Annotated in this window: 10 protein-coding genes; 1 reads left to right on the top strand and 9 read right to left on the bottom strand. The window is 33.6% G+C overall.

Features of this window, described 5'->3' with window-relative positions:
- Positions 1–11: 11 nt before the first annotated feature.
- Both FJV36_RS10840 and FJV36_RS10845 read right to left on the bottom strand, forming a co-directional pair.
- Entirely contained in the window at positions 12–3089 is a 3078-nt protein-coding gene (locus tag FJV36_RS10840; protein ID WP_158729877.1) for a SusC/RagA family TonB-linked outer membrane protein, read from the bottom strand.
- Between the two features lie 34 nt (positions 3090–3123).
- Positions 3124–4569: a glycoside hydrolase family 28 protein gene (locus tag FJV36_RS10845; RefSeq protein WP_158729878.1), complete on the bottom strand. Its 1446-nt coding sequence runs from the start codon at positions 4567–4569 to the stop codon at positions 3124–3126.
- Between the two features lie 306 nt (positions 4570–4875).
- Here FJV36_RS10845 and FJV36_RS10850 point away from each other — a divergent pair, with 306 nt between their 5' ends.
- A complete protein-coding gene (locus FJV36_RS10850) occupies positions 4876–5904 on the top strand; it encodes a LacI family DNA-binding transcriptional regulator (protein ID WP_158729879.1) in 1029 nt (342 codons plus the stop codon).
- Positions 5905–5995: 91 nt separating this feature from the next.
- Here FJV36_RS10850 and FJV36_RS10855 read toward each other — a convergent pair whose 3' ends face one another.
- From FJV36_RS10855 to uxaC, 7 genes are all read right to left on the bottom strand, one after another.
- Positions 5996–7612 (bottom strand): UxaA family hydrolase, encoded by a 1617-nt coding sequence (locus tag FJV36_RS10855; RefSeq protein ID WP_158729880.1) that lies wholly within the window; start codon positions 7610–7612, stop codon positions 5996–5998.
- A 27-nt stretch (positions 7613–7639) separates the two neighbouring features.
- Positions 7640–9085 carry a tagaturonate reductase gene (locus FJV36_RS10860; RefSeq protein WP_370514397.1) on the bottom strand — a complete coding sequence of 482 codons (1446 nt, stop codon included), beginning with the start codon at positions 9083–9085 and terminating at the stop codon, positions 7640–7642.
- A 186-nt stretch (positions 9086–9271) separates the two neighbouring features.
- Positions 9272–10087 (bottom strand): SDR family oxidoreductase, encoded by an 816-nt coding sequence (locus FJV36_RS10865; protein ID WP_158729882.1) that lies wholly within the window; start codon positions 10085–10087, stop codon positions 9272–9274.
- Positions 10088–10768 (bottom strand): bifunctional 4-hydroxy-2-oxoglutarate aldolase/2-dehydro-3-deoxy-phosphogluconate aldolase, encoded by a 681-nt coding sequence (locus FJV36_RS10870; RefSeq protein ID WP_158729883.1) that lies wholly within the window; start codon positions 10766–10768, stop codon positions 10088–10090.
- Positions 10769–10779: 11 nt separating this feature from the next.
- Positions 10780–11802: a sugar kinase gene (locus tag FJV36_RS10875; protein ID WP_158729884.1), complete on the bottom strand. Its 1023-nt coding sequence runs from the start codon at positions 11800–11802 to the stop codon at positions 10780–10782.
- A gap of 14 nt (positions 11803–11816) precedes the next feature.
- On the bottom strand, positions 11817–12164 hold the full coding sequence (locus FJV36_RS10880; protein WP_158729885.1) for a cupin domain-containing protein: 348 nt from the start codon (positions 12162–12164) through the stop codon (positions 11817–11819).
- Positions 12165–12175: 11 nt separating this feature from the next.
- Positions 12176–13576: a glucuronate isomerase gene (uxaC, locus tag FJV36_RS10885; protein WP_158729886.1), complete on the bottom strand. Its 1401-nt coding sequence runs from the start codon at positions 13574–13576 to the stop codon at positions 12176–12178.
- Between the last annotated feature and the right edge of the window lie 4 nt (positions 13577–13580).

Genomic DNA, 13580 nt, shown 5'->3' on the forward strand with positions numbered 1-13580 from the left:
TTCATTTTTATTTAAAATTTAACACTTAAACCAAGTTGATATGTAATGGTACTTACACGAGATACATTGAAACCTGCACTTGCCCATTCTGGATCATAGCCTTCATATTTAGTGAAAACAAATGGATTTAGAACATTTGCATAAATTCTAAAATCGCTTAACCCAATTTTTTTACTTACTTCTTTATTTAAGGTATACCCGAAATTGATATTCTTGATTTTAATGAATGATGCATCTTTGTAATATCCTACACCATTATCTCTCCAATACGTCCCTTCATTTCTTGGAAAAGGATATTCATTTGAAAAGTTAACAGGTAAACCTTCTGTATTTTCAGGAATATACCAATCGATGTCTAATTTTTGACGTCCTCTATCATTTAAGTCAGTAAAATTTTGGTGGAATTGACTGAATGCTAATACCCCTTGGTTTGTAAAAGCAGATACTGTAAAATCAAAGTTTTTATAGGTCAATCTGGAAGTGATACTTCCAGACCAATCTGGATTAGTATTTCCCAGGAAGGTTCTGTCTTCAGGTGTTATTCTGCCATCATTATTAATATCAACTACTCTTGCTTGACCAGGAGCCTGTCCATAAACAGCTGCTTGAGCTGCTTGATTAGGTTGCCAGATACCATCAAATTGAAAATTATACAACACATCAATAGACTGACCTATAAATAAATTATTGACTACATCACTCACTTGATCTTGTCCGTAAATGGATTTAATCTTATTGGTGTTTTTGTTAAAAATGAAAGTCGTTTCCCATTGAACATTACTGGTTTTAATGTTTTTTGTAGTTAAAAGTACTTCAATCCCTTTATTACTCACAGAACCTACGTTATCATTCGTGTAAGCCCATCCAGATTCTCTTGGTAATTGACGTCTAAACAAAAGATCTTTAGATAATCTATCGTACACATCGACAGTTCCAGAGATTCTATTTTGAAATAAACCAAAGTCCAATCCTAAGTTTAACTCTCTATTTTTTTCCCAAGTAATATTAGGATTATAAAGTGAATTAGCAAACAATCCGTATGCTAATACACCGTTAAAGTCATAAAAAGTTTGCAAGTTAGTTAAGTTTTGAGAGCTGTAAGCATCTATATTATTATTTCCTGTAAAACCGTAACTTACTCTTGCTTTTAGTTGTGAAATTTGATTTACGTTCCTTAAAAATGATTCTTCATTGATTTTCCACGCAATAGCTGCAGAAGGGAAAGAGGACCATTGATTTCCTTTTGCAAATTTCGAAGAGCCATCCCATCTGTTAGATACAGTTAAAAGGTATCTGTCATTATAACTATAATTTAATCTTCCTGCGAAAGAAGCTAAAGTTTCTTTAGAAAAGGTATTAGATAAATTAAAGGTAGATTGTAGTCCAAAACCTAAATTGTAATATCCAGTATCTTGAAGTAAATTTCTTGAGCTTTGAAATGCACTTTCAAAAGTATTGGAGTAAATAGATTGAAGTCCTAAAAAATTGAACGCGTGTTTCTTGATAGTATAATTGATATTAAATTGATTATCCCAGTTAAAAATATAGCGTTGCGTTTTTGTCAACTCCCCAGATGGCTTATTGTCACTTGTAGTACCAGTGTTTGTTAAGGGCCCCCATGATCTTCCTCTAGTTGTACTATCATAATTACCAGAATAGTTAGTTTTAAAAGTAAGCCATTGTAAAGGTTTGTATTCTAAAAAAACATTCATAATACCGTTCCATCTTCTTGTTTCGTCAGATGTATTTTGTATCTCTAAAAAAGGATTATAAGTCGTTGTCTTGTTAAGTATTGTGTTTGTAGTACCTGGCGCAAAAATTCTACCTGGTGTTGGTGTTAATTGTCCGCTGCTATCGTAAGGTAAATAATATGGGCTTAATCTAAATGCTTCGCGCATAGCTACAGCACTACCTTGCTGTTGATCACTCACAGCGATTGTTGTGTTTACACCAAAATTAAATTGCTCATTTACCTTATTTGTAATTCCTGCCTTAAAATTGTATTTATCCAATGACTCGTTAGCAATACTACCAGTTTCATTTTGAACACCCAACCCTAAGTTATATCCTATTCCATTTCCAGACAATCCAGAGATAGAAAGATAATTGTTTTTTTGTATTCCAGATTGTAAAATACCATCTACCCAATCGTAGGTTTCATTATTGTTAACACGTTGTCTTAACAACGTATTTTGAGTACCTACAACAGCCGTTTCTAAAGTAGCTGGTGTCGTTACATTTGGTTCTGTAATAAATGCAGACTGATGGTACAAAAACCATTTTGGACCGTCCATAAATTTAGGCATACGAGCCACCTCTTTTATTCCTAAAAACGAATCGAAGGTAACAGTCATTCCTTTTTTTGCTGTACTTCCACTTTTTGTAGTTACAATTACTACCCCGTTTGAACCTCTTGACCCATAAATCGCTGTAGAAGAGGCGTCTTTTAACACATCAATACGAGCGATATCTTGTGGGTTTAAAAAATCGATTCCATCAGTTAATACGCCATCAACTACAAAGAGTGGAGTAGCGTCACCATAAGTACTCTTACCACGAATAGCAATTTGAAATTTATCACCAATTCTTCCAGTTGAAGTAGAAATTTGAACTCCAGCAACATTTCCTTGTAGCGCTTCTACAGCATTTGTTACCGCTCTTTCTGTTAATGCCTTAGCATCTAATGTTGTTGCTGCACCTGTCAAGTCACTTTTCTTAACCTTACCGTATCCAACCACTACTACTTCTTTCAAGGATTGAGATTCCTCTACTAAAGCAATTTTTATAGTTTCCTTACCTGTTACATTTACTTCTTGAGAAACAAAACCTACAAAACTTATTTGTAATACTGCTTTTTCATTTGTCAATTTTATAGTAAAATTACCAGATAAATCTGTGCTTGCTGTATTACGCGTTCCTTTTTCAACCACATTTACTCCTGGCAATGTCAATCCTGCAGCATCAGTAATAGTTCCTGTAACAGAGGAAGGTTGCTGAGCCTTCATCTCCTGAACTGTGAACAAGCTCAGTAATAAGAAAAAGGCAACATAACATGCAGAGCCTTTTTTTAATAAATGTCTGAAATTCATAATTTAATAATTTGGTTGGTTAGTATAATAAAATTTAATTTTTTGCTGGTGCTTCTACTTTTACACCATTAATGAAAGTATTGGACAACTTAAGCCCTACCAGATTTTCTATAGAGAAAGCTTCTTTAACTTTTATGATTTTTACATTTTTTAAAGTCACGTTTCTTATAGGAGATTGTTCATAACCCTTAGCAAGTATTCCATACATTCCGCCGTTTTGAACGGTTATATTTTCTAAATGTATATTTTGAATTTGGGGTATAAAAGTACCTGGTTTAGCGCCATAGACTTCATAAAACATATTCAGTTTTAAAACCGCTTCTTTAACCTGACCTACTTTTAAATTTCTAACAAAAACATTCTCTATTAGCCCTCCTCTATTCGAATTGGTTTTGATTCGGATGGCTCTGTCTAAATTTGGACTGTCCATCACACAATTTTCAACAAAAACATTACTCACTCCTCCAGATATTTCACTGCCTATCACCACACCGCCGTGACCGTCAATCATCTTGCAGTTTTGAACAATAATATTTTGACTTTTCATAGCCACACGTCTACCATCAGCATCTCTTCCTGATTTTATTGCAATACAATCATCTCCTGTATTAAAAACACAATTCTTAATTAATACATTCTTAGAATATTCAGGATCGCAACCATCATTATTAGGACCATGACTCTCCACCGTAATTCCATCAATGGTAACATTTACTGATTTTATAGGATGCACAATCCAGAAAGGAGCATTTATTATTTTCACATCTTTTAAAAGCACATTTTTACAATCAAAAAATTCCACAAAACTAGGTCTTAAGTAATGGCCTTCGCCAAAAATACGCTCTTCAACAGGCACTCTTTTTTCAGCCAAATCAATCAATCGCAATCGGTTTAGAGGATCGTTTTGATTGGGTTTTCCTTCTTCCCATCCATATTCTTTTTTAGAACACCACCACCACCAATTTTCATTATTGGCTTGACCATTTAAAACTCCTTTGCCTGTCACAGCAACGTTCTTTTTTTGATATGCATATATTAGTGGAGAATAATTCATTAATTCAGTTCCTTCCCAAGAGGTATGCACTAGTGGATAATCTTTTGGGTTAATACTAAACACAATTTCTGCACCTTGCTCTAAATGTAGGTTTACATTATCCTCAAGATGAATAGGTCCCGTTAAAAACTTTCCCGCAGGGACAACCACTTTCCCTCCTCCATTCTTTGTACAAGCATTTATTGCCTTTTTAAAAGCCTCACTTGCATTAATTACTCCACCAGATTGAGCCCCAAAATCAGTAATTATATAATTCTTATTTGGAAATTGAGGAGCTTTGATACTATCTAATATTAAAGCCATTTCTTTCCATGGATCAACACCTACAGCTACTTTTGTCTTAGTTGTAGAACAAGAAAGTACCACGCAACACAATAGAGCGATAGATAAGAATAACTGAACTGTATAAGAGTATTTTGCTATCATTTTATTTTTCAAAATTAAAAAATGCGTGTACTTATTAAATAATGCAATCAATTAATGCAATCGATTACACAAACGTAAATATTTATTTTCATTTTACCAAAATTAAATCGATAAAAATATCAGTACTATAAAAAAAATATTGTTTTTATTCACTTAATGTAATATATTGTTATATAAACTACATTATAACTAGTATTACTTTTGTGAAAATGAAACTAAATTTAGATTTATACAATCGATAACATAGCCGTATTATTAATAAAAAAGCACTAACTTTACAACATCAATATAAACTACTGATTCCCAATGAGTGAGAAAACAACAATTTACGATATCGCTAAAGAGCTCAACATATCAGCAGCAACTGTATCAAGAGCGCTAAATAAAAACCCCAAAATTAGTGAGTCCACCATTAAGCTTGTTCTTGATACTGCCGAAAAAATGAACTATAAGCAAAACCGACTTGCTCTAGCTTTACGCAGTGGAAAAAGCGGAAATATTGGTGTAATTGTTCCTCGTATCAATACTAATTTTTTTGGTTCTGTTATTCGTGGTATCGAAGAAGAACTTCACCCTAATAAATACAACGTCATCATTTGTCAAACTCATGAAGATGAAAATAGAGAAATTGAAAACATAAACACCTTACTTGACGCTCAAGTAGATGGGATTATGATTTCTATTACAAACGAGTCAAAGAAAAATGAAAAAATAATTCATAGGGTTTTAGAAAAAAATGTACCGCTAATCTTTTTTGATAGAAAGAAAAATATAGATGGCGTAAGCTCCATTACTATTGATGATTTCAAAGCGGGTTATATGGCTACTAAACATTTGATAGATCAAGGCTGTACGAAAATTGCTCATTTGAGTGGTGATCAATCTCTTGAAATTTATGAAAATCGTTTTAAAGGATATCAAAAAGCATTACTAGACCATGGATTTCCTTTTATAGAGGAATATGTTATTCGATCAAAAAGTAATTTAGAGGAAGGAGCATTGGTAACCAAAACATTATTACAACTAGAAACGCCACCAGACGCTATATTTTCGGCGAGTGATTTTGCTGCATTAGGAGCCATACAAGAATTAAAAAGTCAAGGTTATACTTTGCCACAAGATTTTTGTGTAGTGGGTTTTGGAAACGAACCGTTTACAAAATTTATGGAACTTTCTATCACAACTATAGATCAATCCCCACAAGAAATGGGTAAAATGGCTGCAAAAGTATTTTTAGAACAAATGAGTTCTTCTGACAATTTTAAAATTGAAAAAAAGATTGTTCTCAATCCAATATTACACATCAGAAAATCATCCTTAAGAAATCAGGAATAAAAAACGGGTGTTACTGTTGAGCAACACCCGTTTTTAATTAATTCTATTTAGTATTCAATTAAAAATACTTGAAAAAATTTAATACTTTGATTTACAAGGAAACTCCTCTTTTCCAAGGTATAAAATCATTCTGATTTAACAAAGCAGCTTTTGTTTTTATGTCGCCGCTTGCCACTTGGATAATAAATTCCAGCATTTCATCGGCCATTTCATCAATTGATTTTTCTCCTGTTATGATACCTCCCGTGTCAATATCAATAATATCAGACATCTTTTGCGCTAAGTCAGTATTAGAAGAAATTTTTACAACTGGTGCAATAGGATTCCCCGTTGGCGTTCCTAAACCTGTGGTAAAAAGAACCATATTAGCTCCTGATCCTACCATAGCAGTAGTGCATTCAACATCGTTTCCGGGTGTGCAAAGTAAGTTCAAGCCTGGTTTTGTAATATATTCTCCATAATCAGAAACACCAACAATAGGTGAAGTTCCTCCTTTTTTTGCAGCGCCAGCAGATTTCATTGCATCTGTAATCAAACCATCTTTAATATTACCAGGTGACGGATTCATATCAAATCCTGAGCCTGCATCAACTACTGTTTTTTCGTACCATTTCATTAGTTCCAAAAATCGAACGCCAGCCTCATCATCAACACAACGGTTCACTAATTCTTGTTCTACTCCACACAATTCTGGAAACTCTGAGAGTATGGCAGTTGCACCAAGAGCCGTCAACAAATCTGAGGTAACTCCCAAAGTTGGATTTGCCGATATACCTGAAAAACCATCAGATCCACCGCATTCTAAACCAATAGAAAGTTTAGACAAAGGAGCTGGTTTTCTTTCCAATTCATTGGCTTTTTTAATCGCCTCAAAAGTGTCTTTAACAACACTATTTAACATAGCTTCAATAGTACCTATTTGTTGCTGATCATAAATCAAAACTGGTTTTGTACTCGTAGGATTTATTTCGTGTAGCGCATCTTTAAAAATTTGGATTTGTAAATTTTGACACCCTAAACTTAAAACAGTTGCACCAGCAACATTAGGATTATTTACATAACCAGCTAATAATTTAGCTAAACTATGTGAATCTTGACGAATACCACCGCAACCACCCTGATGAGTTATAAATTTCACTTCAATATTTTGAAACAAATCTGAATTTTTTGTCTTTGAAATCGTTTCGTTTTCCCCGTTTTCAGCACTTACTAATGACCTCAATAACAATTGATAATCATTCTCTTTAGGCTTCATGAGTTCTTTTTCAAAAATATCTTTTAAGATTTCAATATTTCTGTTTTCACAAAAAACAAGCGGAAAAAAAAGCCACACATTTTCGGTCCCTACTTGACCGTCTTCTCTGTGATACCCATTAAAAGTTCGACTTTTCCATTTATCAATATTAGGAACCTCCCAACCAATAGTATCTGTTTTTCCAGATACAGCATCACTTTCATGCTTTACATTATCAGTAGAAAGTAATCCACCTTTTTCTATAAATGCACTCGCTTTGCCAACTAAAACTCCGTACATGATGATTCTATCCCCTAAATTTAAATCATTCAAGGCAATTTTATGCTTCATTTTTACTGCAGCAGTAATGGTAATTGTATCATTTTCAAAATTGATATTTTCACCAGCTGCAAGATTAACTAATGCAACTGCTACATTATCTGATGGGTTTACTTTTATTAATTTCTTTTGCATAATAAAAAATGTAATTCGTTGATGAAGTTATTTTTTTTGACTGAAATTAGCATAGCCCTTTTCAATCCCATTTTTTTCAATTTCCGTCAATGCTAACACTAAATCATGGGATAATCCATTAATTGCATTTAAATCTTGCCCCCAAAAACCAATATTTGAAAGCGTTTTCTGAACTACTTCCTCTAAACTATTTGTTTTCCAAATCTCATGAAAAAAAGTTATAATTTCGGGATTGTCATCAAGCGGCAGTTTTTCTCCGTTCCAAGTTCCTTGATAAAACATAATAAGACAAGCAAAAGAGAAGGTAAGATTTGTTGGTGTTTTATCAAACTTTTTAACATATTCCACAATACTTGGCAACACTCTAACTTTAAATTTATCAATAGAATTGAGCGCAATACTTGATAAATTATGTTTTATGAATGGATTTCTAAAACGGTCTAAAATGTCCTCTGCAAAAAGATCAAGTTCAACCTTGTTCATTGCTATGGTTTCATTTATTTCTTTAAAAATAGCATCATTGACAAAAGATCCTGTAAAAATATGATCTACAGTTTGTTTTACAGTTTTATTACCAAATAGCAATGAAAATGGAACCATAGCAGTATGAGCACCATTTAAAATACGAACTTTTCTCGTTCTATACGGTTGCATATCATCTACAATTTTCACATCTAAACTGGTTTTATGAAAAGGTAATTTGGCTCTTAAAGCGTCACCACCTTCAATAACCCACAGAAAAAAGGTTTCAGCAGTTACAATTAAATTGTCGGTATACTCTAATTGATTGTTGTATTCCTCAATTTCAGTTCTTGGATAACCAGGTACAATCCTATCAACTAGCGTATTATGAAAACTATTATTTTGGTTTATCCAATCCATAAAATCAGTGCCTAAATTCCAATCATTACTGTATTTGATAATGAATTCCTTAAGCGTATCTGCATTATTATTAATTAACTCACATGGAATAATACACAAACCTTTATTAGGATCACCGTTAAAAAACTTAAATCTTTCGTATAAAAGAAGTGTTAACTTAGCGGGATAAGAACTAGGTGGTTGCATTGTAGGAGTGTCTGATGAGACATAAGCAATTCCAGACTCAGTAGTATTAGAAATCACAAATTGAAGCTCCTTTTCTTTGGCTAAAGCCAAAAAATCCTGAAAGTTTACATAAGGATTAATCCCTGTAACCAAGTTTGTAATTAATTTTTTCTCTTGGATTTCTTGACCTTTAGCTAATCCTTTCAAGAATAGCGTATACAAACCATCTTGATTGTTAAGCAAGTCGACCATACCATTCTCTATGGGTTGAACAACCGCAATTCCTGCATTAAATTCTAAAGAATCATTAAGCTCTTGAAAAGCATAATCAACAAAAGCTCTTAAAAAATTACCTTCGCCAAATTGCACCACTTTTATAGGATTTAAGACCTCTAGGTTTGTATTTTTTCTATTTAAATTCATGATTTTAAATTATTTAAAACTCTTTTATGGCACTTATAATAGACCTAAAAAAGTAGAAATTTTCTGAAAGAGTATTATAAACGACTTACTTTTATGCTTACATCCTTTTATTCTCTATGAGGAGTTAAGAATAACGATCAAAAAAACACAGTATAAGTCGCTTATTATACCTTTACTATAATACTATATTTATACTCCACTAAAAATTGTAAAGCCACCATCTACTGTAATTTTAGAACCGGTGACAAATTTTGATGCGTCACTTAACAACCATATTAATGCTCCTGCAAGTTCATCAGGATGACCAAAACGTTTGAAAGGAGTACTTTGCAATACTTGATTTCCTCTATCAGTAAGAGTTCCATCTTGGTTTGTAAGCAAGGTTTTGTTTTGTTCTGTTAAAAAAAAACCTGGCGCAATAGAATTCATTCTGATGGCATCTCCATACCGTTTGGCAAGTTCTGTTGCAAACCATTTAGTGTAACTGTCTATTGATGATTTAGCTAAACTATACCCTAAAACTTTAGTTACCGCCAGTTGAGATACTACAGATGAAATATTAACTATACTGCCCGATCCTGCTTGTTGAATACTTGCACCAAAAACCTGTGTAGGTAAAATTGTTCCTAGTAAATTTAACTGCATCACTTGTTCTAAAGCATTAATGTTAAGACTAAAAATATCCTGATCTGGTTGCACAACGGCATCTGGAATATTTCCTCCTGCAGCATTTACTAAACCATCAATCCTTCCAAAAGCATCTAACATTTTATCCCTTGCTAAAAGTAATTGGGCTTCATTTGTAACATCTGCAAGTAAGGCAATGGCCCTACCACCTTTATCATGTATTTCTTGAACTCGTTGATGAGCTATTTTTTCATTTCTGCCCAGAATACCAACAATACCACCTGCACTAACAATACTTTTTATAAATGAATATCCTATAATTCCAGTTCCTCCAGTGACTACAATCACCTTCCCTTTTAATGAAAAATTAGTTTCCATTTACTTTTTATTTTCGTCTCGAATCTGTTTTATATTTTCAAGGGTGTTTCTTACTGTGTTTTCAAGTCCAAAAAAATCTTGATTTTCTATTACAACTTGTGATATTAATTGAGAACCAATACCTACACAAGTTACACCTGAATCAAACCAACTTTTTAAGTTTGCTTTATCTGTAGTTACCCCACCTGTAGGCATAATACTAGTCCAAGGACAAGGACCTTTGATCCCCTTAACAAATTGAGGACCGTATACATCTCCAGGGAAAAGTTTTACAATTTCACATCCTAATTCCTCTGCACGAGCAATCTCTGTAAGGGATGCGCAACCCGGTGACCAAAGTACTTTCCTACGATTGCAAATAAGTGCAATATCTTCCCGCAATACAGGCGTAATAATAAAATTAGCTCCAAGTTGCATGTACAGCGATACTGCAGCAGCATCAGTAACAGAACCTACACCTAGAATCATTCCTGGAAGTTCTGATAATGCATATTTGTTTAAGGCTCCAAAAACTTCAAAAGCAAAATCACCACGACTGGTAAACTCCATCAATCTGGCACCACCATCATAACATGCTTTTATAATTTTTTTTCCAAGTTCTACGTCATTATGAAAAAACAATGGGACTAAACCCGTTGCCGCCATTGCATTTGCTACTTCAATTCTAGAATATCGTGCCATATATTACTATTTTATCGTGAAACTAAACCAGACCCGTCTCCATCTAGCATGTTTTCTATTTCTTTTATTGTAACCAAGTTATAATCTCCTGCAATGGTATGTTTTAAACAACAAGCGGCAACTGCAAAATCTAAAGCACGTTGATTACTTACTGGAAAATTCAATAATCCATAAATTAAACCACCCATAAAAGCGTCACCACTACCCACTCTATCCACCACAGGCGTTACTTCTTTTACTGCTGCATTACTTATATGTTTACCATCATATAATATACCTCCAATTCTTTGGTGTGATGCACTCACAGAATAGCGGAGTGTCGTAGCTGCAATTTTTAAGTTAGGACATAGCTGAAATAATTTACCATATAAGGACGGCAACGAAACTAAGTCTTGATAATTAGGTTGCACTTTAGATAAACCCAACATAAAATATGCTGTATCAATATCACCTAAAATGACATTACTGTATTTAAGAATTTCTGGCATAACTTCACTAGGAGTTTTACCATATTGCCATAATTTAGATCTATAATTTAAATCACATGAAATAGTTAATCCCAATTTATGAGCCACAAGAACAGCCTCTAAGCAAGCTTCGGCAGCACTATTAGAAATTGCTGGAGTAATACCACTCCAGTGGAACCATGTTGCACCCTCAAAAACCTGTTCCCAATTAATTAACCCTTTAGTAATTGTAGCCATAGCGCTGTGAGCCCTATCATAAACCACATTACTACCTCTTGTTCCTGCTCCAGTTTCTAAAAAATAAGTACCCAAACGTTCCCCGCCCCGAAGAATGTTTTTAGAACTTACGTTCATTTTTCTCATTTCTTTCTCTGCACAAACTCCTATCTCATTATCAGGAATTCTAGTAACAAATTCAGCTTCAATTCCATAATTTGCCAATGATGCCGCTACATTAAATTCACCTCCACCGTAAGATGCAGTAAAAGTTTTGGCTTGTTCAAAACGCAAATGCCTTTCTGTTGAAAGTCTTAACATTATTTCGCCAAAAGTGACTACTTTACTCATTCAATATTCCTTTACTATTTAATAAAATCAGCTCTCATAGGACTAAAAACATCAATCAAAATGCCTTCTTCTAAGCATAAAACACCATGTAAACTATTAGAAGGAACCTGAAATGAATCCCCTTTTTTTAAAACACAGGTATCAGATTCTATGGTAACCTCAAACTTGCCTTCGGCTACATACGTCAGTTGTGTGTGCGTGTGCTTGTGCATAGGTCCTATAGCGCCTTCTTTAAACCTAACATTCACCATCATAACACGATCATCAAATCCTGTTAGCTGTCTTAAAACACCAGTACTAGCAATTTCCCATTGCATTTTATCTGCCAAGAAAAATAATTGATTAGAACTATTTTGAGACATAAGCTTTTGAATTACAAATTAAAATACTCTTTTGCATTGTGGTAGCTAATGTCAGAAACCATTTTACCAATCCATTCCATATCTGGTGGTAACTCTCCCCTTTTAATTTCATCACCTAACAAATTGCACAAAATTCTACGGAAATATTCATGTCTTGGAAATGATAAAAAACTTCTAGAATCAGTCAACATTCCTATAAAACAACTTATTAACCCCATATTAGAAAGTGCGTTCAATTGTTTTGTCATTCCATCCTTTTGATCTAAAAACCACCATCCTGAACCAAATTGCACTTTTCCTTTTACGCTACCATCATTAAAATTACCAATCATAGTAGCCATAACTTCATTATCAGCAGGATTCAAATTATAAATTATCGTTTTTGTTAATTTATCTTGGCTATCCAAAGCGTTTAAAAAACGAGAAAGTTTTAAAGCTTGCGGATAATCCCCTATAGAATCCCATCCTGTGTCTGGCCCTAAAACACGGTGCATTCGCTCATTATTATTTCGTAATGCTCCTAAATGAAACTGTTGCACCCAGCCATACTTGTGATACGTTTCGGATAAAAACAATAAAATCGCTGATTGAAATTTAAAAGCCTCCGCAGTAGTTATAGACACATTTTCTCTTTTCTTTCTAAAAATACGATTTACTTCAACCTCAGTAAAACTTTCGAAATAAATTTGATCCAAGCCATGATCACAAAGTTTACAACCGTTTTGATCAAAATAATCAATTCTTTTTTCTAAAGCTATGCACAAATCAGCATACGAATCAATAGAAATACCTGCAACTTCACCTAATGAATTGATGTAAGCATTATAACCATCGTTTAAAATAAGAATAGCTTTATCTGGTCTAAAAGCGGTACTAACTTTCGTTTCAAATGGGTTTTTAGTCAAAGACTGATGGTGTTCTAGAGTGTCAATTGGATCCTCAGTTGTACACACAAAACTGGCATTTACTTTTTTCAACAAGTTTTGAGTACTGTATTCTTTTGAAGCTATTTTTGCCGATGACTCCTCATAGATTTTTTCGGCTGTTTTTTCATTTAATAGCTCATGAATATCAAAATATCTGGCAAGTTCTAGGTGTGTCCAATGATACAATGGATTACGCATAGTATAAGGAACCGTTTTAGCCCATTGTAAAAACTTATCTTTATCAGTTGCATTTCCAGTAATAAATTGTTCCTTAATACCCAGAGTTCTCATGGCACGCCACTTGTAATGGTCTCCATTTATCCAAACTTGAGTACAATTTTCAAAAATTTTATCTTCAGCAATATACTGTGGTGAAAGGTGATTATGATAATCTATAATAGGCTGATTTTTAGAAAAATCATGATACAACTCTTCTGCATATTTATTTTCTAATAAAAAATTATCGTGTATAAATGGCGCACTCATTTTT

The sequence above is a fragment of the Flavobacterium sp. I-STPP5a genome, assembly GCF_009764685.1.
Lineage (GTDB): Bacteria > Bacteroidota > Bacteroidia > Flavobacteriales > Flavobacteriaceae > Flavobacterium.